This window comes from Sphingopyxis fribergensis (assembly GCF_000803645.1).
GTDB classification, from domain to species: Bacteria; Pseudomonadota; Alphaproteobacteria; order Sphingomonadales; family Sphingomonadaceae; genus Sphingopyxis; species Sphingopyxis fribergensis.
The window spans coordinates 2,069,564-2,096,300 of sequence record NZ_CP009122.1 but is presented as its reverse complement, the minus strand read 5'-3'; the positions used below and the strand labels follow the sequence as shown (position 1 = coordinate 2,096,300).

Genomic DNA, 26,737 nt, shown 5'->3' with positions numbered 1-26,737 from the left:
CTCCTTGTGACGCGCACTCAACGGTCATAGGAAAAGGATGATGGCGAACCGGATCAATCTCCTGCATCGAAACGGGATTTCCGGCGTTTGTGCCCTGAACAGGGTTCGGGTCGAGGGACGAGAATTTGCCGTCATGACGTCATCGGCCAACTACCATGAATGAGGCGAGGGACGATGCGAAGTCGCGATTCAAATATCGCACTTTGTTGTTCAAGAAGCGCTGGCTGACCGCTGGCGCGGTGATCATCCTTGTCGCCGGTGTATGGATCGCGCGCGAGCCGATTGCCGACGAGTTCATCCGCGACCAGTTGGAGAGCCGCGATGTTCCGGCGCGCTATACGATCGACCGGATCGGCTTTCGCAGCGAGCAATTGTCCGACATCGTCATCGGCGATCCGAAGCGTCCGGACCTCACTGCAAAGCGCGTCGAGGTGCTGCTCGGCTATGGCTGGCGCGGCCCTTATGTTTCGGGGATCAATGCCGAGGGCGTTCGCCTCTATGGGCGCTTTGTCGACGGCCGCCTGTCGTTCGGTTCGCTCGACAAGTTCCGCGATCCGGAAAGCAAGGATCCGTTTGCTTTGCCCGATCTGTCGGTCGCCTTGCGCGATGCGCGGGCCCGCGTTGAAACACCCTGGGGTAATATTGGCGCGGCGCTGAATGGCGGGGGCAATCTGCGTCGCGATTTCAGCGGAAAGCTGGCGCTGGTCGCGCCGCGCATTGCCGCGGGCGGGTGCAGCGGCCACGATATCAGTTTCTACGGCAATGTGCTGGTTCGCGATGTCCGGCCGCAACTTGTCGGCCCTTTGCGCGGCGGGTCGCTGCGCTGCGCCGACGGCAGCGTCAGCGCGGCTGCGCCGGAAGTCGCGCTCGACCTTTCGCTGTCCGAGGATTTGCAGAGCTGGAAGGGTAAAGCCGACGCGAGCATCGCGCGGCTGGTCGCAGGGCCGGTCGAGGCCGATCGCATGGGCCTGCGCGCACGCTTCGATGGAACATCGGTCCTGACCAGGCTCGACATGGACGCCGACATGGCGCGGCTGCGCGGCGTGGGTTTCGCGGCCGAGACCGTGAACCTCGAAGCCAAGGGCAACGTCGGCAGCGCCGCTCCGAAATTTGACGGGCAGATTAGTTTTGCCCGCGCGAGCGGTAGTGCCGATTTGCGCCGCTCGCTGGCCGAAAGCGCGGGCGGGATGGCGGGAACGCCGGTCGGCCCGCTGGCGGCGAAAGCCGTCGGTGCACTGAGCCGGGTGCTCGCCGACGCGAGTGGGAGCGCGGGCTTTGCGATGGCGGGTGAGGGGGCGACGGCGCGCGTAGACCTGATCGCCCCCGAATTGACGAGCGCGAGCGGGGCGCGCTTCATCGGCAGCGCCGAAAGCCGCATCGGCTATCTCTATGGCGCCGACGAGCCGGCGGTGATCGCAACAGGGCGCTGGAGCATCGCGGGCGGCGACCTGCCCTCGGGAACGCTGAGCCTCGATCGCAACGCGGATGGCAGGGTGACGGGGCTTGCGAGCCTCGATCCTTATAACGCCGGCGGTGCACGGCTCGCGCTGACACCGGTGCGCTTTTCGGGCGGCGCGGGCGGGTTGATGCGATTCGCCACGGCGGCGACGCTGTCGGGGCCGCTCGCGGGCGGGCGCATCGAACGATTGGCGGCGCCGCTAAACGGCTATCTGGCCCCGACGGGCGCGCTCGCGCTCGACGGCGGGTGCAGCCGCGTCGCGGCGGACCGCATCGAGGTTGGCGGCTTCCGGCTCGGACGAAGTGCGGTCGATCTGTGCAGCCGTCCCGGCGCGCCGCTGCTGAGCGCGGGGCCGCAAGGCGTGCGCGGTTTTGTCGGTATTCCGGGCATCGCGCTGCGCGGGATGAGCGGCAGCTCGCCGTTCAGCCTGAAAAGCGGGCCGGCGAACATTGACCTGGCCGCGATGCGCTGGTCGCTTGCGCTCGCCGATATCCGGCTGGGCGAAGGCGAAAGCGTGACGCACTTTAGCGCGCAAAGCCTGAGCGGACAGGCAACGCCGCAGGGTATGGTGGGCGACATCAGCGGCGCGAGCGGCAAGATCGGCGCCGTGCCGCTCAATATGAACGAGATTGCGGGGCAATGGCGCTTCGCGGGTGGCGCGCTGACGCTTGACGGCGGGCTGCTGCTCACCGACGCCGCGCCCGATCCGCGTTTCTTCCCGCTGGTCAGTCGCGACGCGACTCTGCGCTTTGCGAACGGGATCATCGAGGCGAAAGCGGGGTTCAACGAGCAGAAGACGGGGACGAAAATCCTCGACACGGTGATCCGCCATCGGATCGCCGATAGCAGTGGTTCGGCAGACCTGACCGTCAATGAGCTGCGCTTCAACGACGCATTCCAGCCCGATCAACTCACCAGCCTCGCGCTTGGCGTCGTGGCCAATGTTCACGGATCGGTGGTCGGCGATGGACGGATCGACTGGACCGCCGATGGCGTCACCAGCCGCGGTACTTTCGCGACCGCCGATACCAGCCTCGCGGCGGCGTTTGGCCCGGTGACGGGGCTGACGACGACGATCAGCTTCGACGATTTGATCGGCCTTCGGACGGCGCCCGGACAAATTGCCAAGGTCAAGGACATCAACCCCGGCATCCCGGTGCTCGACGGCGAGATCGAATATCGGCTGCTCGGCGACAATCGGGTGCGGGTCGAGGGCGGGAGCTGGCCTTTTGGCGGTGGCAAGCTGCTGCTGCATCCGACGACGCTCGATTTCAGCGCGGAAAACGCGCGGCGACTGTCGTTCGATATCGTCGGGGTCGACGCCGCCGTATTCCTGCAAAGCTTTGGTTTCGACAATATCAATGCGACGGGGGTGTTCGATGGGACGTTGCCGGTCGAGTTCGACGGCATGGGCGGGCGCATCGTCGACGGCCGCATCGATTCGCGCGGCGGCGGCGGCACGCTCGCCTATGTCGGCGAATTGTCGAACCGCAATCTGGGCGTGATCGCCAATTTTGCCTTTGGCGCGCTGCGCAGCCTCAAATATGACGACCTGACAATCATCCTAAACGGGGACCTCGACGGCGAGATGGTGACCGATATCCGCTTTGGCGGCGTGGGGCAGGGCGAGGGCGCGAGCCGCAATTTCCTGACGAACCAGGTCGCGAAACTGCCTTTGGTCTTCAATGTGAAGATAACGGCGCCGTTCCGCCAGTTGCTCACCTCGGCGAAGGGGTTTTACGACCCCTCGCTGCTCATCGAACAGAATCTGCCCGCGTTGATGCGCGCGCAGGAAGAAGCCGAAAAAGCCAAGATCACTCCCGTTCAGCCTCCAGAAAGCGAGCCCATGCGATGAACAGACCCAAGACTGGAGCAAGGAGGCTGGCCATATATGGTCGGTGCGTTGCGGCGATGACAGGCGTGTCGGCCCTTGCGGGCTGCGTGCAGATCGACACGCCCGACAAGCCGATCGAGATCAACCTGAACATCAACATCCGTCAGGAAGTGGTGTATAGGCTGGATGGCGATGCCAAGAAGCTCATCGAGCAGAATAGCGAGATATTCTGATGGGGAATGACAAGATGGTTATGAAAATGTGGAAACCGACCGGACTGGCGCTGGCTGCGATCGCGGCGACCGCCGCCGTTGCGCTCGCCGTGCCGTCGGCGATGGCGCAGCGCGATCCGGCCTATGCCGCCGCGCGCGCCGCAGGGCAGATCGGCGAGCAGCCCGATGGCTATCTGGGCTTTGCTACGACGCCGACCCCCGCGATCCGTGCGCTGGTGCAGGACCTCAATATCAAGCGCAAGGCGGCCTACACCGCGAGCGCGCAGTCGACCGGCAGCACGGTGGAACAGTTCGCTTTCACCAGCGGCTGCAACCTGATCGCGAAGACCAAGGCGGGCGAGAAATATCAGACGCCGAGCGGCGCCTGGAAAACGCGCGACGGCAGCCCGCCCGAGCGCGATGCGCGCTGCCCGTAACCGATTAAATTGCACAACGGGGCCCGCGGGTCCTCAGATGCCGCCGCGCCCCTAAACGCGGCGGCATTTTTGTGCGCGGCAGCACAAGCATTGACTTAATCGGGTGTCGTTCCTAAACGGACCGCGCCTTAGGGGTCCCCCGAATTTTCGGGCCTTTTTTCGCAGGCGGAATCGATGGATATCGGCTCTGTTTCAGGAGGATGGCGCAAATGACGGGGAATGGCAGCGATCCGGAAGCAGCTTCGGAGGATTCGCGCCTGGTCTCGCTCACCGAGCGATTGGACCGGGCCGAAGCCGCAGAAGCGAAACGGACCGCAGTGAACGCCGGACCGGAGACCGATGCGAATTACAAGCTCGGGAACCGCGTTCTGGCCGAACTGCTGGGCGGCATCGGTGGCGGCGCCTTGGTCGGTTGGACGATCGATCATTTTGCCGGCACCGCACCTTGGGGCCTGTTGGTGGTGCTGTTCCTTGGAATAGTCGTCGCCTTCAGAAGCATATTTCGAATGGCGAATATCCGACCTCCAAAGTCGGATTAAAGCTGAATTACAGGGATTTAGGCGAGGTATCGCGTGGCGGATCAAGGCAAAGTGGACCCGATGCACCAATTCGAGGTGCAGAAGATGTTCGACATGTTCCATGTCGGCAATCATGAGGTTGCCTTTACGACGAGCGCGATGTGGATGGTCATCGCCGGTCTGCTTCTGTGGGTCTTTATGATCGGCGGGATGAAGCGCCAGCTCGTCCCCGGTCGCTGGCAGGTCGCGGTCGAAGGCTTCACCGGCTTTATTTCGAGCATGATGAACGCGAATATCGGCCCCGAAGGCCGTAAATATACGCCCTATGTCTTCTCGCTCTTCATGTTCATCCTGATGTTGAACGTGATCGGCCTGATGCCGTTCGGCCTGTTCGGCCTGCATCCCTTTACCGTGACGAGCCACTTCGCGATCACTGGTTTCCTTGCGATCCTGAGCTTCTCGATCGTGCTGATCGTCGGGTTCTGGCGCCACGGCCTGCATTTCTTCTCGCTGTTCGTCCCGCACGGCACGCCCTGGTGGCTGCTGTGGCTGATCCCCGTGATCGAACTGGTGTCGTTCCTCGTTCGCCCGTTCAGCCTCGCTCTCCGACTGTTCGTCGCGATGACTGCGGGCCACGTGCTGATGAAGGTGTTCGCTTCGTTCATCATCGACGGGATCGCCGCCGGTCCTGGCATCGGGCTTGGCGTCGGCATTCCCAGCATGGCGCTGATGGTCGGCATCAGCGGCCTTGAGCTGCTGGTCGCGGGTATCCAGGCTTATGTGTTCGCGCTGCTCACATCGCTTTATCTGAACGACGCGATCAATCTTCACTGATATTTCAACCGTATAATCAACGTTTTTCCCAAGGAGTATAAAATGGACGTTCAAGCTGCTTCGCTCATCGGCGCCGGTCTGGCCGCTATCGGTGCCGGTATGGCCGCCATCGGTGTGGGCAACGTCTTCGGTAGCTTCCTCGAAAGCGCGCTGCGTAACCCGGCTGCAGCCGACGGCCAGCAGGGCCGCCTGTTCATCGGCTTCGCGGCTGCCGAACTTCTTGGCCTGCTGTCGTTCCTGATCGCAATCCTGCTGTACCTCAAAGCAGCCTGATTTCGTCTGCGGGGCGGGCTCTCTAAGGGCTCGCCCCGCGACTGCTTTTCTTTTGTCGGTCGAGTAAATCCATGCCTCAAATCAGCCAATTCGCTGAAAGCTGGTACGCCGCATCGCAGATTTTCTGGGTGCTGCTGACCTTCGGCTTCGTCTTTTTCGTCATCGGCCGCGGCATGCTGCCGAAGATCGAGGCGACGGTGGACGCACGCGACCGTAAGGTGGCGGACGATCTGGCCGCGGCCAAGGCGGCGCATGCCGCCGCCGACAGTCTCGAAGAAAGCTACCGCCAGCAGAGCGACGCAAGCCGCGCCGCTGCGCAGCAAGCGGTAACCGACGCCAAGGACAAGGCCGCGAAGGACGCGGAAAAGCGTCTGGCAAAGGTCGACGCCGAACTCGCCGGCAAGCTGGCAGCGGCGGAAGCCGACGTCAAAGCGGCGCGCACCTCGGCGATGGCCGAAATCGAATCGGTCGCGGCCGAAGCGGCGAGCGATCTCGTCGCCAAGCTGTCGGGTGTGAAAGTTGCTGCGGCGGACGCCAAGGCAGCGGTGAAGGCGGTACTCCATGGCTAATTTTCTGATCATCCTGTCCGAAGCCGCGGGCGAAGTGCATGCGGAGCCGGCATCGTTCGGTTTCATCGATGCGACCGTCTGGGTTTCGATCGCAATGGCGATCTTCATCGCCATCCTGCTGTGGAAGAAGGTGCCGGCGCTGGTCGCGGGCATGCTCGACAACAAGATTGCCGAGATTTCGAAGCAGCTGAAGGAAGCCGAGCAGCTGCGGCTCGATGCCGAATCGCTGAAGGCCGAATATGAGGCGAAGCTCGCCGACGCGGCGAAGGAAGCCGACGACATGCGCGCCCGCGCCGATGCCGAGGCCGAAGCACTCGTTGCGAAGGCGAAGGCCGACGCGACCGCGCTGATCGGCCGCCGCAAGCAGATGGCCGAAGACCGCATCGCCGCGGCCGAAGCGACGGCGCTGAGCGAAGTCCGCTCGGCTGCTGCGAAGGCCGCGACCGACGCCGCTGCGGCGCTGATCACCGAGAAGCACAACGCTGCGGCCGACAAGACGCTGGTCGATCAGGCCATAGCGGGCGTCGCTAAGGTCTGAGTGCTTCTATATCGCTGACAACAGAGCGCCCGCGGATTTCCGCGGGCGTTTTGTTTTGCGGTGTCCGGGGTTTGGGATGGAATGTCGGCTAGCCGACCGATTGTCGACATAGACAACACCTTCCGCGCCACCGTATAGCTGCCAGTCAGTCCGATACGTTCAGGAGGCGTCGGTGCAGGTTGAAGCCTTAAACCACGTGCAGCTAGCGATGCCCCCCGGAGAAGAGGCTGCCGCCCGGCGCTTCTACGCAGAACTTCTTGGGATTCCGGAGGTCGATAAACCTCCGCATCTGGCGAAAAGGGGTGGATGCTGGTTCGAACGCGGTTCGTTGAAAGTGCATCTCGGCGTTGAAAAGGATTTTCGACCCGCTCGGAAAGCCCATCCGGCGTTTACAGTCACAGATTTGGCCGCCCTTATTCAACGGTTGAGCGACGCGGGCTTTGAAACCGTCGAAGACGAACCTCTCGCTGGCTATAATCGCCGATATGTAGCCGACCCTTTCGGAAATCGCATAGAATTGATGGAGCCCAAATAGACCGACTAGGTTCAGGGCTATTCCGTCCAAGGCAATATGTCGTCTATCGTCCAATTACGGTCATATGCCTCCGCAAACCGGGCTACGTTAACGGGTTTTCCTCAGTGCGAGCCAAGTCCAGCGAACCCCATTTGAACGATTGTCAGATTGCACCGACGCTGCCTCGACTTTTCGCAGTAAATCAAAGCCGCAAGAGCTTGCGATATTGATGACCGTTTCAGCGGATGTTTGGAACACCTGCCGGTTCGTTGCACCGGGGCCGTGACGAAGAGACATGATGAGCAGACCGCCAGTCTGTATCATCTGGCTGAGGCTTGTCATCGCGAGTCCTTGCACGGCTTCTTCAAGATGTTGCCACACAGCGCCCACGGTAACGAGTTCAAATAATCCCCGGTCTTGAGCCATGGTGAGCCTCGGAAGTCGGTCATCTAGCCACTCAATCCTGGAGTCTTGACGCCGCGACATTCTCGCGGTTCGCAGCTCTTGGACCGGCTCGATTGCCAAGACATGGTGGCCTTGTTCAGCAAACCATGCCGCGTCGCGACCCGTTCCAGCACCTACGTCGGCAACCCTCGTTGGGCTTTTTGGCAAAAGGTCCAATACCGGCAAGAAGACTTCGTGTGACGAAATAGCCTCAAAACGTTCGATGAGATCGGCGGCGTCGGCGGCATAACCTTTAAGAATGTCGTCCATACCTGAGCGGTATAGGCAAAGTCCGATTTACGCCAGTTTCGATCCAACAGCGGACTGGCTGAAGCCCACCCCATTCCGGATATTCGCTCCCGATCGGGATGCAATGACGGCAATCGACCAGTTTCGGGCGTTTAAGCCAGCAGGTCGTCCTTGGTCATAGCTGCCGCAACGGTCAGGTCCGGCAATGAAGCGATTCCTGGCGCGCCATCGCCGCGCCAGATCGCACACACGATTCCAACAACATTGCCTCCGGCTGCTTCTACAAGCTTTACGGCTTCAACGATTGCTCCGCCCGTCGTTATGACATCTTCAATGAGAACGACCCGCTTGCTGGCCACATCGGCACCCTCAACAGCTAAGCAAGTGCCGTAGTTTTTCGCTTTTTTCCGCACGAAAGCTGCGGGCATTCCCGTATCTAGCGAAATGGCCGTTGCGATAGGCACGCCGCCAAGTTCCAAACCTGCGAGGACGTCGGCACGGTGCGGCAACAGCGGGACCATCTTCTTCGCAACGCGTTTCAACAGCTCAGGGTTGGATTCAAAACGATACTTGTCGAAGTAGGTGGAGGACGTTTGCCCGGATCTCAGTAGAAAGGCCCCGGTAAGCGTTGCCACCGCAGCAATGTCTCGTGCTAGAGTTTCGTCTGTCATCAGATGTCTATGACAAGTTCAGCGACCGCTATCCAGCCTTTTGCGCGGAAAGCCGCCTGTCTGTTTCCGTTGAGAGTTTCAGACGCCGTTAGGCGTCAGAAAGTCTTCGATGCCCGAACCGCGGGGATCATAGACTGAGCTATGGGGAAAGCTGCTTTGCGCGAGGCACGGGGTAGCCAAGAGCTGTCAAAAAGCAGCCGGACATGAGAGCGGACCGGCAGCTTTTATGTCGCGAGAGCAGACGTCTGAACTGAGACAGTCTGATTTTGGGCGTCTGGCGTCTGCTTTTCGGCAGGGCGAGCGCAAGCGTGTCCGCTTCCGGACGCAGGGCTGCGCCGGCTATGGGAGTGGATGAGCCGTGCCGGGTCACGGCGCCTGTGTCCCGGATGATGACGGCGCGGGTGGCGGCGCGCGGGCGAGGTAGCGGCGTTCGAACACCTCGATGATCACCATGGTGCCGCCGCAGCACGGGCAGAGCGGCCGGGCCTCGGGCTCATTGATCGGGTCGGCGGCGGGCGGCGGCGCGACGCTGAGCAAACGGCGGGCGCGTTCGAGGTGAGCCTTGCGCTGTGCGCTGGCGAGGAGCCCATAGTGGCGGATGCGGTGGAATCCGCGCGGCAGGGCGTGGAGCAGGAAACGGCGAATGAACTCGTCAGCGGCGAGGGTCATGACCTGCTGGCGGTCGGCGCCGGCCTCGCGATAGTTTTTATAGCGGAAGGTGACGCCGGCATCGTCGAAGCGGAGGAGGCGGCTGTTCGATATCGCAACGCGGTGGGTGTAGCGCGACAGATAGGCGAGCACCGCCTCGGGCCCAGCGAACGGCGGCTTGGCATAGACCACCCAGCGCTTCTTTCTGACGGGTGAGAGATGCCGCAGGAATGCGCGCCGGTCGGCGAGCTGCGTCATGCCGCCGAAGAAGGCGAGCTGCCCACGGTCATGGAGGGCGCGCAGCCGGGTCAGGAACAGGCGGCGGAACAGGGCGCCAAGCACGCGCACGGGCAGGAGGAAGGCCGGACGTGCGGATATCCAGCGTGTCCCATCGCGGGAGATGCCGCCGCCGGGCACGATCATGTGGATGTGCGGATGATGGGTCAGCGCCGAGCCCCAGGTGTGGAGGACGGCGGTGATACCGATCCGGGCGCCGAGGTGCCTGGGATCAGCGGCGATGGTCAGCATCGTATCGGCAGCGGCCTTGAACAGCAGGTCATAGACGAGCGCTTTGTTGTAATAGGCGATCGCGGCGACCTCGGCAGGCAGGGTGAACACGACGTGGAAGTAGCCGACCGGGAGGAGGTCGGCCTCGCGCGCTTCGAGCCAGCTGCGCGCCGCAGCGCCCTGGCACCTTGGGCAGTGCCGGTTGCGGCAGCTGTTATAGGCGATCCGCCAGTGCCCGCAGTCGGTGCAGGCCTCGACATGACCGCCGAGCGCGGCGGTGCGGCAATGTTCGATCGCCGACATGATCTTGAGCTGATGCAGGCTCAAATGCCCGGCCTGCGCGGTGCGATACGCGGGACCAGCGCTGCGGAAGATATCGGCGACCTCGAGTGAGGCGCGCACCGCCTTAGCCGTCAGGCGCCTCCTCGTCCGGCGCGGCCAGCGCAAGCCTGTCGAGCGGACTGACGACCGACCGAACGGTCTTCGTTGCGACCTGCGCGTAGAAGGCCGTCGTGTTTATCTTGGCGTGGCCGAGCAGGACCTGGATGACGCGGATGTCGACGCCATCTTCCAGCAGGTGCGTGGCGAAGCTGTGGCGCAACGTGTGCGGTCCAACCCGCTTGGCGATATCCGCGGCCTCGGCGGCCTCGACGACGACCCGGTAGAGCTGGCGCGTGCTGATATGGGCCGCTGCGCCCTGTCCGGGAAAGAGCCAGCCGTCGCGACGCAAAATGCCCTGCTGCCGCCCGGCGCGCCACCAGTCACGCAGGAGCAGGAGCAGGCCCTCGGGCAGCATGGCGTTGCGGTATCGCCCGCCTTTGCCGCGCTCGATCCGCAGCAACATGCGCTCGCTGTCGACGTCGCTGATCTTGAGCGCTGCCACTTCGGCCACCCGTAGGCCCGCGCCATAGGCCACCGACAGCGCGGTCTGATGCTTGAGGCAGCGTGTCGCATCGAGCAGGCGCTTCACCTCGGCCATGGTCAGCACGACCGGGATCTTGCGAACCTGCTTGGTGCGGATCAGCTTACGCGCGAGATCGGGGCGGTCGAGCGTGTGCGTGAACAAGAACTTGAGCGCGCTGACGATGCTGTTCATCGTTGGCGCCGGCACGCCAGCTTCGAGCTGCTCGAACTGGAACTGGCGGATATCCTCGGCGGTCGCGGTGTGGGGAGAGCGCTGCAGCCAGGTCGCGAACCGTCCGACATCGCGTAAATAATTACGCTGCGTCTCCGGTCCGAACCTGCGCATCGCCATGTCGTCCAGCAGGCGCTGGCGCAGCGGGCTGATCGGGCTAATCTGAACAAGCTCATTCATCGTTCGACTCCTCGGTTGAAGAAGTCGAAAAGGTCTGCCTATGCCGGCCGACGTTCAATCAGACGCGGCGCTCGCTGGACGGCTTTACATCGAGGCTAGCGCCAATCCACGCAGTGGTTCGTGCAACCACCCCCAAGCGGTCGTCGACCAGTGTGATCAAAACCGGAGCATGATGCGCCGCGCCAGTGCCGGCGAAATACTGTGGACGAGCTGGAGCAGCTTCACCATCCCCGCGTTGATCTCGCTCTTGCCCGTGCGGATGCCGCGGACGATTTCGGCGGCGCAGTCGTGTGTGCTTATCTTTTTGCCCGCGCGACCTGCGGTCATGTTCGTCTCGACGACGGGGGGCAGCGCCTCGATCACGCGGACATTGCTGTCCTTGAGCAAGTGTCGGATCGCCTGCGTATAACTGCGCAGCCCCGCCTTCGTCGCGCAATAGACCGACCCGCCCGCGCGCGGCGCGATCGCGAGGCCCGATGTGACATTGACGATCGCCGCCTCGGGCTGGGCGCGCAGGACCGGCAGCAGCCGCGTGCAAAGCGCGATCGGTGCGTCGAGGTTGGTGCGGATGCACTGCGCCGCGCTTTCGAGCGTCGCGATATCGTCGAGTTCATATTCGCTGCCCACCCCGGCGTTGTTGATGAGCAGCGCGAGCGGCTTGCCTGCAACGCCGTTGACGACCGCATCGATACCCGCCGGCGTCGACAGGTCGCCGGCGATCGTGCCGAAACCGAGCGCAGCCATCGCCTGCAATTTTTCCGCCGAGCGGCCCGAGACGATGACGTCAGCACCTGCCGCCTGCAGTTGCAGCGCGATCTCGCGTCCGATGCCGTCGCTCCCGCCCGTGACCAGCGCGAGCTTGTTCCGTAAATCCATGCGACCCCTCCCATGTTGTTTTACCTCGCGCACTATGGCGGGTCGCATCACCATCGCCTACATGCAAAATCATGGCTCGTCCGAACGCTCCCGACCGATTCAACGAAGAGAAAGCCACCTATGTCATCCGCGGCGGCGACGCCGAGGACGACAAGCCCGACCTTGAGCGCGGCGCCGAAGCGATCCGCAGCGTCGTGCGCAAATTGCCGACGCGACCCGGCGTTTACCGGATGCTCGATGCGCGCGGCGACGTGCTCTATGTGGGCAAGGCGCGCGCGCTCAGGAACCGCGTCGCCAACTATACGCAAGTCGCGCGCCTGCCGCAGCGGTTGCAGCGCATGGTGTCGCAGACGCGCGCGATGGAGATCGTCACGACGACGAGCGAGGCCGAGGCGCTGCTGCTTGAGGCGCAGCTGATCAAACGCTATCGCCCGCCATACAATGTCCTGCTGCGCGACGACAAAAGCTTCCCCTTCATCCTGCTGCGCACCGACCATGATTTTCCGCGCGTGCAGAAGCATCGCGGCGCGCGGCGTGCCAAGGGGCGCTATTATGGTCCGTTCGCGAGCGCCGGGTCGGTGGGCCAGACGCTCAATGCGCTGCAAAAGACCTTTCTGCTGCGCAGTTGCACCGACAGCTTTTTCGCCAATCGCTCGCGCCCGTGCCTGCTCTATCAGATCAAGCGGTGCAGCGCGCCGTGCGTCGATCGCATCTCGAAGGAAGATTATGCCGGTCTGGTGAGCGACGCGCAGGATTTCCTCGAAGGCCGCTCGACCGCGGTTCAGAAACGGCTGGGCGACGCCATGACTAAAGCCGCCGACGCGATGGATTATGAGCAGGCGGCGGTGATCCGCGACCGGCTCAAGTCCTTGACCTTCATCCAGGGCAGCCAGTCGGTCCATGCCGACGGGCTGGGCGACGCCGATGTCTTTGCGCTCGCGGCGAAGGGTGGGCAGCTGTGCATCGCAGGCTTCTTCATCCGCGGCGGGCAGAATTGGGGGCACCGCAGCTTCTTTCCCGCGCATGTGTCGGGGGTGCCCGAAGAGGAAGTGATGGCGAGCTTCCTGATGCAATTTTACGAAGGCGTCCCGCCGCCGAAGACGATCCTAGTCGATCACGAGCCCGCCGAAAGCGCGCTGCTGGCCGAGGCGCTGGGCGAAGTCGCGGAACGCAAGGTCGAGATCAGCGTGCCGCAGCGCGGCAACCGGCGGAGATTGCTGGAGCAGGCGGTGCGCAATGCGGGCGAAGAGCTCGACCGGCGGCTCGCGGAGAGCAGCAGCCAGGCGAAGCTGGGGCGCGAACTCGCCGAATTGTTCGATCTGGAGAACCCGCCGCAACGGATCGAGATTTACGACAACAGCCATATCCAGGGCACCAGCGCGCTGGGGGCGATGGTCGTCGCGGGACCTGAGGGCTGGATCAAGGGCGCCTATCGTAAATTCAACATCAAGCGCGCCGAGACGATGCCGGGCGACGATTTCGCGATGATGCGCGAAGTGTTCCAGCGCCGCTTTGCACGCGCGATCGAGGAGGATCCTGAACGCACCAAAGGCGAATGGCCCGACCTGGTGCTGATCGACGGCGGCAAGGGGCAGGTGTCGGCGGTTGCGGCGGTGTTTGCTGAGCTGGGGATCGACGACCTGACCTTTGTCGGGGTGGCCAAGGGGCCCGACCGCAATGCCGGGCGCGAGACTTTCTATCACCCCGACGGGCGCGAATTCACCTTGCCGCCGAACAATGCGGTGCTGTTTTACATCCAGCGGCTGCGCGATGAGGCGCACCGCTTTGCGATCGGCGCGCATCGTGCGAAGCGGTCGAAGGCGATGGGCGCGTCGCCGCTCGACGAGGTTCCGGGGATCGGGCCGTCGCGGAAGAAGGCGCTGCTGATGCATTTCGGCACGGCGCGCGCGGTGCGCGGCGCGAGCTTGGAAGATTTGCAGAAGGCGCCGGGAGTGAGCGCGGCGGTCGCGCAGGCGGTGCATGATTTCTATCATTCGGGACGGTGAGGGGAGTTTTATGGATTTTGCAGCAGCCATGCCGCTCGCGGGGACGCTTGGAGTCACGATCCACGAAGGCAGCAAGGAGCGCGTCGCGGGCAAGCTGCCCGTGCGTGCCGAAATCTGCACCGCGGGCGGGATCGTCCATGGCGGGGCGATCATGGCGTTCGCGGACTGCCTTGGCGCTGTAGGTGCCTTCCTGACGCTCCCCGATGGGGCAAGCGGGACGACGACGATCGAGAGCAAGACCAACTTCCTCGGCGCTGGTCCGGTGGGTTCGGTGCTGGTCGGCGAGGCGACCCCGGTGAAGATCGGCAAGCGGCTGTCGGTGTGGCAGACGCGCATCCGCACCGAAGCGGGCGATGAGGTCGCGTTGGTGACGCAGACGCAGATGGTGCTTTGGCCAGCCTGACCGCCCCCGCGATCGTCTGCGCCGTGCGCGCGCATGGCGAACATGGGGCGATATTGCGCGCGCTGACCGAAGAGGCGGGCCTGGTTGCGGGTTATGTGCGCGGCGGGCGGTCGACGCGGCTGCGGCCGATTCTGATCGCCGGCAATCTCGTTGCGCTCGAACTGCGGGCGCGAACCGAAGAGCAACTGGCCGGCGCGACGGCCGAGTTGCTGGAAAGCCGCGCGCCGTTGCTCGCTGAACCGCTGGCGGCGGCGGCTATCGACTGGGCGACGAGCCTGACCGCGTCGACCCTACCCGAGAGCCAGCCCTATCCCGCACTCTATTCAGCGCTTTCGGCAGTTCTGGACGCGATCGGCGTGGCGTCGTCGGCGCGGCAGTGGGCCACGGCGCTGGCGCGTTACGAGTTGCTGCTGCTCGCCGAATTGGGCTTTGGCCTGAATCTCGAAGAATGCGTTGTGACGGGAATGTCCGCCGATCTGGCCTTCGTCAACCCCAAGTCGGGCGGCGCGGTAAGCATGGGGGCGGCGGCAGGTTATGAGGAACGCCTGTTCCGCCTGCCGCCCTTTCTGCGCGGGCAGGATGCCAGTCCGCCGATGGACGATGTCCTCGATGGCCTGATCATCACCGGCCATTTCCTCGACCGCGACGTCCTCGACGGGCGCAACCGCGACTTGCTGAGCGTAAGGGAAAGATTGGTCTCGCGGCTGGGCAGGGCGGTTGCGTGACGCGCCGCCGCTGTCTAAGCGGCAGGCGAGACACGAAAGGGCGAGACGTTGAAAATCCTGCTGTTGGCTGGCGATGGTATCGGTCCGGAAATCATGGCGGAGGCCGAGAAGGTGCTCGCGGCGCTCAACCTGACTGTCACGCTCGACCGCGCGCTTGTCGGTGGGGCAGCCTATGAAGCGACCGGTCATCCGCTGCCGCCCGAGACGCTGGCGAAGGCGGAAGCGGCAGATGCCATCCTCTTCGGTGCGGTCGGCGATCCTCGGTTCGACAGCGTCGAACGGCATCTGCGCCCCGAGCAGGCGATCCTCGGCCTGCGGTCCGAACTCGGCCTGTTTGCGAATCTGCGGCCCGCGAAGCTGTTCGCGGGGCTCGAAGACAGCTCAGCGTTACGGCCCGAGGTCGCGGCGGCGATCGACCTTTTGATCGTCCGCGAACTTAACGGCGACGTCTATTTCGGCGAAAAGGGCACGCGCACAACGGCGAGCGGCGAGCGTGAAGGTTATGACGTCATGTCGTATAGCGAGAGCGAGGTGCGGCGCATCGCGCATGTCGCCTTCCGCGCGGCGCAGGGTCGTCAGAAACGCCTCTGCTCGGTCGACAAGGCGAATGTGCTCGAAACATCGCAGCTGTGGCGCGATGTCGTGATCGAGGTTGCGGCGGACTATCCCGACGTGGCGTTGACTCACATGTATGTCGATAACGCCGCGATGCAGTTGGTGCGCAACCCCGGCCAGTTCGACGTCGTCGTCACCGGCAATCTGTTCGGCGATATCCTGTCCGATCAGGCGTCGATGTGTGTCGGGTCGATCGGGCTGCTCGCCTCGGCTTCGCTGAGCGAAGGCAAGCAGGGGCTGTACGAACCGATCCACGGCAGCGCGCCCGATATCGCGGGCAAGGGCATCGCCAATCCGCTGGCGATGATCCTGTCGCTCGCGATGCTGCTCCGCCATTCGGGCGGCGACGAGGCAAGCGCGGCGCGGATCGAGACGGCGGTCGGACAAGTGCTGGCCGACGGGTGCCGCGGTGCGGATCTGGGGGGCAATATGGGAACGGCGGCATTGGGCGATGCGGTGGTTTCGGTTTTGAACGGATAAGATGATGAAGAAGACGACGGGTTTGGATCGCAGCAAGACCAGGAACTGGCATCCGGCGACGCAGGCGGTGCGCGGCGGGACGTGGCGCAGCGAACATGGCGAGACGTCGGAAGCACTCTTCCTGACCTCGGGCTACACCTATGACAGCGCCGAGGAAGTCGCGGCGCGCTTTGCCGGCGAAGAACAGGGCATGACCTATTCGCGCCTGCAGAACCCGACGGTGGCGATGCTCGAAGAGCGGATCGCACTGATGGAAGGCGCCGAGGCGTGCCGCGCGCAGGCGACCGGCATGGCGGCGATGACGACGGCATTGCTGTGCCAGCTGTCGGCGGGCGACCATATCGTCGCCGCGAAGGCCGCCTTTGGCTCGTGCCGCTGGCTCGTGGATCATCTCTGCCCGCGTTTCGGCATCGAGACGACCGTCGTCGACGGCCGCGATAACGATGCCTGGGAAAAGGCGATCAAGCCGAACACCAAAGTCTTCTTCTTTGAAACCCCCGCCAACCCGACGATGGATATCGTCGATGTGAAGCATGTCTGCGCGCTGGCAAAGGCGCATGGGATCACGTCGGTCGTCGACAATGCCTTTGCGACCGCCGTGCTGCAGCGTCCGATGGATTTCGGCGCCGATGTCGTTGCCTATTCGGCCACCAAGCTGATGGACGGGCAGGGCCGCGTGCTCGCCGGTGCCGTCTGCGGGACCGAGAAGTTCATCAACGACGTGCTATTGCCGTTCCAGCGCAACACGGGGCCAAACCTGTCGCCGTTCAACGCGTGGGTCGTGCTCAAAGGCCTTGAGACGCTGGACTTGCGCGCGCGGCGCCAGTCGGAAAATGCGCTCGCGGTCGGCAAGTTCGTCGAAAGCCGCGTGCCGCGCATCCTGCACCCGGGGCTTGCCAGCCACCCGCAGCATAATCTCGCGATGAGCCAGATGGAGGCGTGCGGGCCGATCTTCTCCTTCGTCCTCGACGGCGGCCGCGAACAGGCGATGGGCCTGCTCAACGCGCTCGAACTCGTCGATATTTCGAACAATATCGGTGATTCACGCAGCCTGTGCTGCCATCCGGCATCGACCACCCATTATGGCGTCAGCGCCGAAGCGCGCGCCGACATGGGCGTCGTCGAGGGGATGCTGCGCATCAATATCGGGCTCGAGGATCCGCGCGATGTTATCGCCGATCTGGACCAGGCATTGACCAAGGCCGGGCTTTGAGCGACGCTGCCCCCATGAGCACGATGATCGACTCCTTCTTCCCCTTTGCGGCGACCACCGGGTCGATCACCGTGCGCGTGGCGGTCAGCTATCTGCCCGAACAGTCGCATCCAGCGCTCGGCCGCTGGTTCTGGGCCTATCATGTGCGGATCGAAAATCACGGGCAGACCGCGACGCAATTGATCAGCCGTCACTGGCGGATTAGCGACGGGCGCGGCCAGGTCAGCGAAGTCGAGGGTGAAGGCGTCGTTGGCGAACAGCCGCTGATCGGCCCCGGCGGCGCCTACGACTATGTTTCGGGTTGTCCGCTTCCGACCCCCGAAGGCTCGATGGTCGGTAGCTATGAGATGGAGATGGGCGACGGATCGCAATTGCTCGTCGCAATCCCCCATTTCCCGCTCGTGGCGCCCGCGACCGCGTCATGAAACGCACCCACCTGCCGCTCAACGCCTTGCGCGTGTTCGATGCCGCTGCCCGGCATCTGAGCTTCACGCGCGCCGCCGACGAGTTGGCGGTGACGCCCGCGGCGGTCGGTCAGCAGATTCGTGCCCTCGAGGATATGCTCGGCGTCGTGCTGTTCCGCCGCACGCCCAAGGGACTGGAACTGACCGGCGAGGCCGATGCCGGACTCGACGCACTGCGGCAGGGCTTTTTGCAATTCGAAGAGTCGGTGCGCGCGATGCAGGCCGGGCAGTCGTCGCAATCGCTGACGATCGCCGCGCCCCGCGACCTCACCGCCAAATGGCTCGCGCCGCGGCTTGCCCGCTATAGCCAGCAGGCGCCCGATGTGCGCTTCACCCTGGTCTCTGCCGACAGCGGGATCGACTTTACCGAGGCCAACCTCGATCTCGCGATATTCTGGACCGACGGCGCGGGCGAGCATGAAGGCGTGGCGCTAGCCGATCCGCTGATGGTGACCGTCGCGGGTCCGGGGAGCGAGAGCGAGACGCGCATTGCGTGGCCGGGCTGTCCGGTGGCCGACGGCGAGCCCGCGCTGCGGCTGGGCGATGCCGGGCTGGCGATCGACGCGGCGGCCAACGGGCTGGGACATGCCAATGTTCCCGCGATGCTGGCCGAGGCCGACATCGCGGCGGGGCGTGTGCGGCAGATCGGCGATGCCGTCGCCGTAAAGCGCGGCTACTGGCTCGTCGCGCCGACACCGCAATGGCGGCAGGCGAAGGTCAAGGCGCTGGTCGCGGCGCTAACCGCCGACTGATGTAACCGAAGCGCGACGGCCGACGAATAGCCCTGAAACCATATTCGGGGGTATTATTTCATGTTCAAGATTCTGGACCGGCTGCCGTCGCAGCTATTGGCAATTGCGGCGCTGCGCTGGTCGCTCGTGTTCATCTTTGCCCTTTTTGGCGTCGCGAAGTTCGCCGCCTATGAGGCCGAAGGTGTGGCGCGAACGGCGATGCACTATCCCTTGTTTGCGTGGATGTATCCGTTGATCGGTGTGCAGGGGACCAGCAACGTCATCGGCACGATCGAGCTGCTCGCCGGCGCGCTGATCGCGATTGGGGCGTGGTCGCATCGCGCGGGGCTGCTCGGAAGCCTGATGGGGATATGCACCTTTCTGATTACGCTGAGCTTCAGTTTCGGGGCGTCGCTCTGGGAAGAAGGTTACGGCTTTCCTTTCATGGGCTCCACCGCGCAATTCCTGTTCAAGGACGCCGTGCTGCTGGCGGCGTGCCTGGCGCTGGCGCTGCATGCGGGGCATGCGCTGCGAGCGCGAGCAGGCGCGTAACGAGCCCGATCAGCGGGCCGGTATCGACATTGGCCTTGGAATTGTTCCAGCTCGCGGTCACGACGACCCATTGGCCATCCGATTTGCGCTGGCCAAGCAGGCTCATCGACAACACACCATTTTCGGACCCGCCCTTGTAGCCGAGATAGCTCCAGTCGGCGGCAGCGACCGGGCCGACGCCATTGTTGATCGCCATCGCCGCCAGCAGCGTCTTTGATCGACGCGCGCGCAGGTCGACCATCAGGCGCGCAATGTCGTTCGGGCTGGCGAACCATTCGAGGCTGTCGATGAAGCGCGGGCCGGCGGTAAAGCTGACGCCATCGACATTGGCGAGGGTCAGGCGGTGACGGTTGTCGTCGAGGAGCTTGCGCTGCGCGGCATCATCGCCGTTGATAAATGCTGGACGCAGATCACTGAAATTATTTCCCTTTAGTGCAAAAGCTTCGACCGTAGTGAGCAACGGGATGTTGCGCGATGGATCGCTGTGCCCGGCGCGCCTCATCCGCGCCTCGATCGCTTCGCGGCCGAGAAGGTGGATCAGCGTATCGGCAGCGCCATTGTCGCTGACCGAGATCATCCAGTTCGCGAGCGTCTGGAGCGTTACCGGCGTTTTCGCTGGCCAGTTCGCGGTGCCCGCCGATGAAAAGCTGAAATGCGAGAGCGGGACGACGTCGGACCACCGGCGCTTGCCCTCCGCGACCTGCGCCGCGAGTTCGTCGAGGATATAGAGCTTGAAGGTCGAGCCCGTTGCAAATTGCCGGTCGACATTGGCCGAGCCGAGGGGCCGGATAGTGCCCTCGTCGAGTTCTGCCACGAGAAAGCCTGTCTGCCCCGGCAGTTCTGCAATCTCGGCCGCGACCTTTTCGAAACTGTCGTCTGCCACGGTGACGCCGGTTATCTGTAGTCCACTCACCCGCTTATCGGCCGCGGCGCCGATGTCCAGGAGCACCGTAGCAACGCCGCGTTCGAAACGCAGCAGGACGGTCCCCGACCGATCATTGGCCGCGGTCGCCCTGTCGATCGCGACTGGCTCACCATATTGCGCGATCAGTCCGGCGCGGAACGCGTCGAACTGGGGCTCGGGAACCGCGGCCTGAAAATGCGGATCGAAATAGGCTGAGTAAGCGATTTTGCCGCCAAACAGGTCGACGAGTTGCAGGGCGCGGCGTTCGAACGCGGCTTGATCCGCTGGGGTCGTGCGCACCGCAGTTTGGGCGAGGGCGATGTGCGGCGGGAGCGCAATCAGTATCGCTGCCGCGATCGCCACCGATCGAAATCTCGCCATAAAAGCCTCCTCAGGCGTCGATCGCAGCCTCGTCGAGCGTCGCGGCGTTGGCCTGGATGAACTGGAAACGATGTTCGGGATGCTTGCCCATCAGCCGATCGACCAGATCCTTGACCAAGTGCCGCTCTTCATATTCCTGCGGCAGCGTGACGCGCAACATCGAGCGCGTCGCGGGGTCCATTGTCGTTTCTTTCAATTGGTTGGGGTTCATCTCGCCCAGCCCCTTGAAACGGCCGACATCGACCTTCTTGCCCTTGAACTGTGTCGCCTCAAGCTCGGCGCGGTGTGCATCGTCGCGGGCATAGGCCGACGTATTGCCCGAGGTTAGGCGATAGAGCGGCGGCTGCGCGAGATAGACATGGCCGCGCCGCACGATGTCGGGCATTTCCTGGAAAAAAAAGGTCATCAGCAAAGTCGCAATATGAGCGCCGTCGACGTCGGCATCGGTCATGATGACGATTTTTTCGTAACGCAGCCGATCAGCGTCACAATCCTTGCGCATCCCGCAACCCAATGCGAGCGCGAGGTCGGCGATTTCCTGATTGGCGCGGATCTTGTCGTTGCTGGCGCTCGCGACGTTCAAAATTTTGCCGCGGATCGGCAGGATCGCCTGCGTCTTGCGGTCGCGCGCCTGCTTGGCGCTGCCGCCGGCGCTGTCACCTTCGACGATAAATAATTCTGTACCTTCGGGGCCGTCGTTCGCACAGTCTGTCAGCTTGCCGGGCAGGCGGAGCTTGCGGCCGCTGGTGGCGGTCTTGCGCTTGACCTCGCGTTCGGCCTTGCGCTTGAGCCTTTCGTCCATCCGGTCGAGGACGAGGCCGAGCAGCGCGCGGCCGCGGTCCATATTGTCCGAGAGGAAATGGTCGAAATGGTCGCGTACGGCATTTTCGGTGAAGCGTGCGGCCTCGGGGCTCGATAGCCGGTCCTTGGTCTGGCTCTGGAACTGCGGATCGCGGATGAAGACCGACAGCATCATCTCGCCGCCGTTGAAGACGTCCTCGGCGGTGATCTGTGCGGCCTTCTTTTGTCCGATCAACTCGCCGAACGCGCGCAAACCCTTGGTCAGCGCCGAACGCAGCCCCGCTTCATGCGTGCCGCCCGCTGGGGTCGGGATGGTGTTGCAATACCAGCTATACGACCCGTCCGACCACAGTGGCCAGGCGATCGCCCATTCGGCACGGCCCTGATCGCCCGGGAAATCCTGGCGTCCGATAAAGGGTTCGGCGGTCGCGCATTCGCGCGTGCCGATCTGTTCCTTGAGGTGGTCGGCAAGGCCGCCGGGGAATTGGAAAATCGCCTCGGCTGGGGTGTCGTCGCCGATCAGCTCGGGCGCGCATTTCCAGCGGATTTCGACGCCAGCGAACAGATAGGCCTTCGAGCGCGCCATGCGATAGAGCCGCTGCGGCTTGAACCGGCCATGATCGCCAAAGATTTCGGCGTCGGGAACGAAGCTGACGCTCGTGCCGCGGCGGTTGGGCGTCGGGCCGAGTTCTTCGAGCCCGCCCAGCGGCGTGCCGCGCGAAAAACGCTGGCGATAAAGCTGCTTGCCGCGCGCGACCTCGATTTCGGTTTCGACCGATAGCGCATTGACGACGCTGACGCCGACGCCGTGGAGGCCGCCCGAGGTCGCATAAGCCTTGCCCTCGAACTTGCCGCCCGAGTGGAGCATGGTCATGATGACCTCGAGCGCTGATTTGCCAGGGAATTTGGGGTGCGGGTCGACCGGCATACCGCGGCCGTTGTCGATGACGGTGAGCCGGTTGCCGACATCGAGGATGACTTCGATGCGGTTCGCGTGGCCTGCGACCGCCTCGTCCATGCTGTTGTCGATCACCTCGGCGGCGAGGTGGTGCAGCGCGCGCTCGTCGGTGCCGCCTATATACATGCCAGGGCGGCGGCGGACGGGCTCCAGCCCTTCCAGCACCTCGATCTGCGAGGCGTTGTAGCTGTCGGTCGCGGGGGTGCTGCTGTCGAACAAATCGTGACTCATGGCCCAGCTATAGGGGGCGGCAAAGGCCGCTGGCAAGGGCGGTTTTGGACCGCTTTGCGCCTCGCGCCGACGGCTCCATTCGTCCCGTTTCAGAGCAGAAAGGGAACTTTGGGCGGAGGCAGGGGGTTGGCAAACGGACTGCAAAGTCATTCAAAAAGTGGAGTAAAAAATGAAAAATCTCTCTCTCCTCGCCGCAGTTGCGGCCAGCGCGTTGGCCGTGCCCGCGATGGCCCAGGACGGGCGCGATACCTCGCAGGACTTCAACGGACCCTATATCAGCATCGTCGGTGGCGGCACGCTTCAGGGCAGCGATCGCGGCGAAACGCTCGTGTTCGACACCAACCGCGACGGCACCTATGGCGACCAGGTGACGACTTCGGGCGGCACCGACGCCTTTTCGCCGGGCTTTTGCAATGGCGCGGCGACCAGCTCGGCCAATCTCGGCTGCCGCAACGACAAGGACGGTCCGGAATATTACGGGCGTCTTGGTTTCGACAAGCGGATGGGCAATTTCGTCCTCGGCGCGGTCATCGAAGGCGGGCGCAGCCATGCGCGCGACAGCGTCAGCGGCTTTTCGACCACCCCCGCAAGCTATACCATGAGCCGTGAGGCCGATTATCAGGCGGGCGCCCGCCTGCGTGCCGGTTACACCCCCGGCGGCGGCGCGCTCTTCTATGTGACCGGCGGCGGTGCTTATGCGCGCCTCGACAACAAGTTCACGACGAGCAACACCGCCAACAGCTTTGCCGACAATGGCAAGACCAATGGCTGGGGCTATGCCGCCGGCGGCGGTGCCGAAGTGATGGTGACGAACAATATCTCGGTCGGCCTCGAGTATCTCTACACCGATCTCAAGGACAAGGATTATGTCGTCAACGTCGGTGCGGGCACCGCGCCGCCGACCAATCCGTTCCTGCTGAACGGCGGCGGGACCGATATCCAGCGCAGTAATGCCCATTTCCGCACGCACAGCGTGCGGGGCGCGATCAGCTACCGCTTCTGACCTCTTGGGAGCGGGAAGGGAGGCGCCGGGTCGAAAGACCCGGCGCCTTTCGCCTATTTGGCCGATGGCGCCGCGAAAATGGCGAAATTGCCGTTCGCGCTGCTGACGAGGCGGCCATTCTGATAGAGGCGCGCGTCAATATTGGCGACGCGCTTGCCGCGGTGCAGCACTTCGGCCTCGCACGTCAATCGGCCTTCGCCGACCCGGACATGATAGTTGAACTTGATTTCCATCGTCGCGCACCACTGGTCGTCGGGGAGGACGCTGGTGAGCGCGCCGCCCATCGCGGTGTCGGCGAGCGAATAAGCGACGCCGCCATGCGCGGCGCCCTGCGGGCTGAAGTGGCGCTGCGGTTCGATGTCGATCGCCATCGTGCAGCGTCCGTCGCCGCGCTCGACCATCTGCAGGCCGAGCGCGCGCGCGAATTCAAACTCCTGCCCGAAGGGTCTCACCGGGCGTGTCTTAACGAACGCGGGGGCCACCGAACGGCGGCGGCGGCGGCGGACGGCGCGTGCCGCGCGGCAGCTGCGCCTGATAGGCGCGGCCGCAATGCTGGACGCAATAGGGGAAGCCCGGGTTCACGGCTTCACCGCAAAAATGGAAGTCGGGCTCGCCGGGATGCCCCATCGGCCAGCGACAGATGCGGTCGTTGAGGTCGAGCAAGGTCGTCTTGTCGGCAATCTCGGGGCTCGGCTTTGCGGGCACGAGACGGCGCGGCGGCGCGGGCGGGATCGGTGCCTGCTGGTCGCCGGGTCCCTGGCGGATGAAGCCGCCGGGGCCGATCGAGACGATACGCGGCTGGTCGGCCTTCGGTATGACATCGCCCAAACCGCCGTCGGCGTTCGGCGTGTCGATGGCCGGCTTGGCATCGAGTTTTGGCGCCGGCGCGGCCGGGCGCGGTGCGACTGGCGCAGCCGCGCGCGGCGCGGCAACGGGTGTCGCGGGCTTCGGCGCGGCGGGGGCCGCGGCCTTCACCGGCTTGGCCACCTTATCAGTCGCCTTGACGGGCGAGGGGCGTGATTTGAGGCCGAGGCGATGCGCCTTGCCGATCACCGCATTGCGGCTCACACCGCCGAGTTCATCGGCGATCTGGCTGGCGGTCAGCCCTTTTTCCCACATGGTGCGCAGGCTTTCGATGCGCTCGTCGGTCCATGACATAATCTATTCCTTATCATTCACGCTGCGGGCGGTCAGACGATGCGCCTTGTCGATCCTTTCGGGACCGGCATCAGACGTTGCCCAGCTTGCGGTAAGATCGGGGAGGCGATAGGCGAGAACGCCATGAACGACCAGCCCCAAATTTCGCGCCCCGACTCGACAAATTCCGCCGCGACTCCAACCTTCGCCGAACCCGGCGTTCCCCATATCCGAACGCTGAACGTGCCCGGCATGCACGCGCTATATGTCAAGGAGGTGCGGCGGTTTTTCAAGGTCCAGCTGCAAACAATATGGGCCCCGGCGATTACCACGCTTTTGTTCCTCGTCATTTTCACCGTCGCGCTTGGCGGTGCGGGGCGGACGGTCATCGGCGTTCCCTTCGCCGATTTCATCGCGCCGGGGCTCATCATGATGGCGATGCTCCAGAATAGCTTCGCCAATTCGAGCTTTTCGTTGCTGGTCGGCAAGATCCAGGGCACGATCGTTGACTATCTGATGCCGCCGCTCGCGGTCGGCGAGCTGATCATCGCGCTGGTTGGCGCCGCGATTACGCGGTCGATCCTCGTCGGGCTGGCGTTGTGGCTTGCGATGCTGCTGTGGCCTGGTGTGCATGTCGTGCCCGATCATCTCTGGGCGGTGGCGGTTTTTGGCGTGCTCGGCGCTTCTATGCTCGGTTTCCTCGGCCTCATCACCTCGGTCTGGGCCGAAAAGTTCGATCATGCCGCTGCAGTGACCAATTTCGTCGTCACGCCGCTCGCGCTTTTGTCGGGGACATTCTATTCGGTCGACAAGCTCGCACCTTGGTTTCAGACGATCGCGCACGGCAACCCCGTCTATTATGCGATCATGGGCTTTCGCTACGGCTTCATCGGTACGGTCGATTCGACGATCTCCAATCCGGTACTGACCGCAGCGCTGGTCCTGATCGGGGTCAATATCGGGCTGGGCCTGCTGACCTATCGCCTGCTTGCTTCGGGCTGGAAGCTGAAGGCCTGATAGCTTTTAGTGGCGGTGGATGGCGCGAACGCGGTAGCGGCCGTGGTCCAGCCCCTCGAACATCGCATCGATCTGTGGATGATCGATCGGCCCGCCGTCGCCGTCGGCGACCAGATTCTGCTGGCTGACATAGGCGATGTACGCTGAATCGCCGTTTTCGGCGAGCAGGTGGTAATAGGGCTGTTCTTTCGCCGGGCGGATGTCCTCGGGGATCGCTTCATACCATTCGTCGCTGTTGGCAAAGACCGGGTCGATGTCGAACACGACGCCGCGAAAGTCGAACATGCGGTGGCGCACGATATCACCCGGCGCGAATCGAGCGCGGCCGATCAGCGGTGCAGTAACGGTGGAGGGAAGCTCGGAACTGGAGTCGGGTGTCATAGGGTCAATCTATGGCGGTTTACGCTCGTTTCAAGTCGGTTACATTCCAAATCGGCTGTGGTTTGCCGAATCGGGCTGTGAGCAGCGTTACAGATGCATTGGAGATGGGGATTAAACTGTCCTCATGGCTTTTGCATTTCCCATTCGGGTTGTGGGCCGCACGATCAGGGGAGACGCATTATGACGGACGTACCACCCAATAGCTCCGGTCCGGCTTCGGGCATTATCCAGCGCGCGAAGGACATCCTTCTCAAACCCAAAGAGACGTGGCCGGTCATGGCGGCCGAGCCGGCGACGGTACAATCGATCTATGTGCCTTATGTGCTGGTATTGGCGGCGATCGGCCCGCTAGCCGGATTTATTGGCGGACAGGTTTTCGGCATCACCACGTTCGGCTTTACCTATCACCCGCCGCTGGTGGGGGCGCTGGTGTCGGCGATCGTCTCTTACGGCTTGTCGCTGGCGACGATCTTCATTCTCGCGTTGGTCATCGACGGCCTGGCGCCGAATTTTGGCGGACAAAAGAATCAGGTTCAGGCGCTGAAGGTGGCGGCCTATTCGGCGACCGCGGGCTGGGTCGGCGGCATTTTCGGGATATTGCCCGCGCTCGCCGTCCTCGGCCTCCTGTTCGCGCTCTATGGGCTTTATCTCCTCTATCTTGGCCTGCCGGTGCTGATGAAGGCGCCGCAGGACAAGGCACTCGGCTACACGGTGGTCGTGATCATCGTTTATATCGTGCTGTTCCTGATCGTCGGCGCCGTCGTCGGCGCGCTCGCTGCACCGTCGCTCGTTACCATCAGGTAATGGTGCACGCGAGCTGCCCCGGTTTCGTGCCGG

The 26,737-nt window shown here is 63.7% G+C and carries 30 protein-coding genes; 20 read left to right on the top strand and 10 right to left on the bottom strand.

The features are described from left to right. Window positions 1–155 precede the first annotated feature (155 nt). From SKP52_RS09715 to SKP52_RS25225, 9 genes are all read left to right on the top strand, one after another. Window positions 156–3,314, top strand: coding sequence for an intermembrane phospholipid transport protein YdbH family protein (locus tag SKP52_RS09715; protein WP_039574408.1), 3,159 nt, complete (start codon window positions 156–158; stop codon window positions 3,312–3,314). Between the two features lie 56 nt (window positions 3,315–3,370). Then, on the top strand, window positions 3,371–3,526 hold the full coding sequence (locus tag SKP52_RS24560; protein ID WP_081997281.1) for a YnbE family lipoprotein: 156 nt from the start codon (window positions 3,371–3,373) through the stop codon (window positions 3,524–3,526). 14 nt (window positions 3,527–3,540) lie between these two features. Next, window positions 3,541–3,942 (top strand): YdbL family protein, encoded by a 402-nt coding sequence (locus tag SKP52_RS09710; protein ID WP_081997543.1) that lies wholly within the window; start codon window positions 3,541–3,543, stop codon window positions 3,940–3,942. Window positions 3,943–4,151: 209 nt separating this feature from the next. Then, window positions 4,152–4,481 carry an AtpZ/AtpI family protein gene (locus tag SKP52_RS09705; protein ID WP_039580515.1) on the top strand — a complete coding sequence of 110 codons (330 nt, stop codon included), beginning with the start codon at window positions 4,152–4,154 and terminating at the stop codon, window positions 4,479–4,481. A gap of 60 nt (window positions 4,482–4,541) precedes the next feature. Next, window positions 4,542–5,294 (top strand): F0F1 ATP synthase subunit A, encoded by a 753-nt coding sequence (locus SKP52_RS09700; protein WP_081997542.1) that lies wholly within the window; start codon window positions 4,542–4,544, stop codon window positions 5,292–5,294. Window positions 5,295–5,336: 42 nt separating this feature from the next. After that, the gene (locus SKP52_RS09695) at window positions 5,337–5,567 is read left to right on the top strand and encodes a F0F1 ATP synthase subunit C (RefSeq protein WP_037515205.1); all 231 of its coding nucleotides are present in this window, start codon (window positions 5,337–5,339) and stop codon (window positions 5,565–5,567) included. Between the two features lie 71 nt (window positions 5,568–5,638). Next, window positions 5,639–6,136, top strand: a complete 498-nt coding sequence (locus SKP52_RS09690) for a F0F1 ATP synthase subunit B family protein (protein ID WP_039574403.1) — start codon at window positions 5,639–5,641, stop codon at window positions 6,134–6,136. Continuing rightward, entirely contained in the window at window positions 6,129–6,674 is a 546-nt protein-coding gene (locus tag SKP52_RS09685; protein WP_052208049.1) for a F0F1 ATP synthase subunit B family protein, read from the top strand. Before SKP52_RS09690 ends, SKP52_RS09685 begins: the two co-directional genes overlap by 8 nt. 172 nt (window positions 6,675–6,846) lie before the next feature. After that, window positions 6,847–7,209 (top strand): VOC family protein, encoded by a 363-nt coding sequence (locus tag SKP52_RS25225; protein WP_081997280.1) that lies wholly within the window; start codon window positions 6,847–6,849, stop codon window positions 7,207–7,209. Window positions 7,210–7,296: 87 nt separating this feature from the next. Here SKP52_RS25225 and SKP52_RS09675 read toward each other — a convergent pair whose 3' ends face one another. From SKP52_RS09675 to SKP52_RS09655, 5 genes are all read right to left on the bottom strand, one after another. Next, window positions 7,297–7,902, bottom strand: coding sequence for a class I SAM-dependent methyltransferase (locus SKP52_RS09675; protein ID WP_039574397.1), 606 nt, complete (start codon window positions 7,900–7,902; stop codon window positions 7,297–7,299). 131 nt (window positions 7,903–8,033) lie between these two features. Next, a complete protein-coding gene (gene pyrE / locus SKP52_RS09670; protein WP_039574395.1) occupies window positions 8,034–8,552 on the bottom strand; it encodes an orotate phosphoribosyltransferase in 519 nt (172 codons plus the stop codon). Between the two features lie 366 nt (window positions 8,553–8,918). Beyond that, on the bottom strand, window positions 8,919–10,109 hold the full coding sequence (locus SKP52_RS09665) for an IS91 family transposase (protein WP_039574394.1): 1,191 nt from the start codon (window positions 10,107–10,109) through the stop codon (window positions 8,919–8,921). Window positions 10,110–10,113: 4 nt separating this feature from the next. Continuing rightward, window positions 10,114–11,022, bottom strand: coding sequence for a tyrosine-type recombinase/integrase (locus tag SKP52_RS09660; protein ID WP_039574391.1), 909 nt, complete (start codon window positions 11,020–11,022; stop codon window positions 10,114–10,116). Between the two features lie 156 nt (window positions 11,023–11,178). After that, window positions 11,179–11,898 carry an SDR family oxidoreductase gene (locus SKP52_RS09655; RefSeq protein ID WP_039574386.1) on the bottom strand — a complete coding sequence of 240 codons (720 nt, stop codon included), beginning with the start codon at window positions 11,896–11,898 and terminating at the stop codon, window positions 11,179–11,181. 71 nt (window positions 11,899–11,969) lie between these two features. On the opposite strand from SKP52_RS09655, the gene uvrC reads away from it, so the two are divergent. The 8 genes from uvrC (at window position 11,970) to SKP52_RS09615 (ending at window position 19,087) form a co-directional block, all read left to right on the top strand. Then, window positions 11,970–13,904: an excinuclease ABC subunit UvrC gene (gene uvrC, locus SKP52_RS09650; protein WP_039574383.1), complete on the top strand. Its 1,935-nt coding sequence runs from the start codon at window positions 11,970–11,972 to the stop codon at window positions 13,902–13,904. A gap of 10 nt (window positions 13,905–13,914) precedes the next feature. Continuing rightward, entirely contained in the window at window positions 13,915–14,307 is a 393-nt protein-coding gene (locus SKP52_RS09645; protein ID WP_039574381.1) for a PaaI family thioesterase, read from the top strand. Further along, window positions 14,295–15,032 (top strand): DNA repair protein RecO, encoded by a 738-nt coding sequence (gene recO / locus SKP52_RS09640; RefSeq protein WP_039574378.1) that lies wholly within the window; start codon window positions 14,295–14,297, stop codon window positions 15,030–15,032. Before SKP52_RS09645 ends, recO begins: the two co-directional genes overlap by 13 nt. A 93-nt stretch (window positions 15,033–15,125) precedes the next feature. Beyond that, window positions 15,126–16,127, top strand: coding sequence for a 3-isopropylmalate dehydrogenase (leuB, locus tag SKP52_RS09635; RefSeq protein WP_267128057.1), 1,002 nt, complete (start codon window positions 15,126–15,128; stop codon window positions 16,125–16,127). 4 nt (window positions 16,128–16,131) lie between these two features. Continuing rightward, window positions 16,132–17,340, top strand: coding sequence for a trans-sulfuration enzyme family protein (locus SKP52_RS09630; RefSeq protein WP_039580509.1), 1,209 nt, complete (start codon window positions 16,132–16,134; stop codon window positions 17,338–17,340). A 23-nt stretch (window positions 17,341–17,363) separates the two neighbouring features. Beyond that, window positions 17,364–17,765, top strand: a complete 402-nt coding sequence (gene apaG / locus SKP52_RS09625) for a Co2+/Mg2+ efflux protein ApaG (RefSeq protein ID WP_039580505.1) — start codon at window positions 17,364–17,366, stop codon at window positions 17,763–17,765. Continuing rightward, window positions 17,762–18,556, top strand: a complete 795-nt coding sequence (locus tag SKP52_RS09620) for a LysR family transcriptional regulator (RefSeq protein ID WP_039574373.1) — start codon at window positions 17,762–17,764, stop codon at window positions 18,554–18,556. The genes apaG and SKP52_RS09620 overlap by 4 nt, the downstream gene beginning before the upstream one ends. A 60-nt stretch (window positions 18,557–18,616) precedes the next feature. Continuing rightward, complete coding sequence (locus SKP52_RS09615) at window positions 18,617–19,087, top strand: DUF417 family protein (protein ID WP_039574369.1); 471 nt, start codon at window positions 18,617–18,619, stop codon at window positions 19,085–19,087. On the opposite strand, the gene SKP52_RS09610 is transcribed toward SKP52_RS09615, so the two are convergent. Further along, the gene (locus SKP52_RS09610) at window positions 19,005–20,372 is read right to left on the bottom strand and encodes a serine hydrolase (RefSeq protein WP_052208044.1); all 1,368 of its coding nucleotides are present in this window, start codon (window positions 20,370–20,372) and stop codon (window positions 19,005–19,007) included. The two genes, SKP52_RS09615 and SKP52_RS09610, sit on opposite strands and share 83 nt — an antisense overlap. A 10-nt stretch (window positions 20,373–20,382) precedes the next feature. Next, complete coding sequence (gene parE, locus SKP52_RS09605) at window positions 20,383–22,362, bottom strand: DNA topoisomerase IV subunit B (protein ID WP_039574367.1); 1,980 nt, start codon at window positions 22,360–22,362, stop codon at window positions 20,383–20,385. A 169-nt stretch (window positions 22,363–22,531) separates the two neighbouring features. On the opposite strand from parE, the gene SKP52_RS09600 reads away from it, so the two are divergent. After that, a complete protein-coding gene (locus SKP52_RS09600; protein WP_039574365.1) occupies window positions 22,532–23,365 on the top strand; it encodes an outer membrane protein in 834 nt (277 codons plus the stop codon). Between the two features lie 53 nt (window positions 23,366–23,418). Here SKP52_RS09600 and SKP52_RS09595 read toward each other — a convergent pair whose 3' ends face one another. Together SKP52_RS09595 and SKP52_RS09590 are read right to left on the bottom strand one after the other, a co-directional pair. After that, a complete protein-coding gene (locus tag SKP52_RS09595) occupies window positions 23,419–23,817 on the bottom strand; it encodes a PaaI family thioesterase (RefSeq protein ID WP_039574361.1) in 399 nt (132 codons plus the stop codon). A gap of 10 nt (window positions 23,818–23,827) precedes the next feature. Continuing rightward, window positions 23,828–24,523 (bottom strand): GcrA family cell cycle regulator, encoded by a 696-nt coding sequence (locus SKP52_RS09590; RefSeq protein ID WP_039574359.1) that lies wholly within the window; start codon window positions 24,521–24,523, stop codon window positions 23,828–23,830. 123 nt (window positions 24,524–24,646) lie between these two features. Between SKP52_RS09590 and SKP52_RS09585 the strand changes: the two genes are divergently transcribed. Continuing rightward, window positions 24,647–25,519, top strand: a complete 873-nt coding sequence (locus SKP52_RS09585) for an ABC transporter permease (protein WP_039574356.1) — start codon at window positions 24,647–24,649, stop codon at window positions 25,517–25,519. Window positions 25,520–25,525: 6 nt separating this feature from the next. On the opposite strand, the gene hspQ is transcribed toward SKP52_RS09585, so the two are convergent. Then, window positions 25,526–25,900, bottom strand: a complete 375-nt coding sequence (gene hspQ, locus SKP52_RS09580; RefSeq protein ID WP_039574355.1) for a heat shock protein HspQ — start codon at window positions 25,898–25,900, stop codon at window positions 25,526–25,528. Between the two features lie 180 nt (window positions 25,901–26,080). Between hspQ and SKP52_RS09575 the strand changes: the two genes are divergently transcribed. Beyond that, the gene (locus SKP52_RS09575) at window positions 26,081–26,704 is read left to right on the top strand and encodes a Yip1 family protein (RefSeq protein WP_039574353.1); all 624 of its coding nucleotides are present in this window, start codon (window positions 26,081–26,083) and stop codon (window positions 26,702–26,704) included. The last annotated feature ends 33 nt before the right edge of the window (window positions 26,705–26,737 follow it).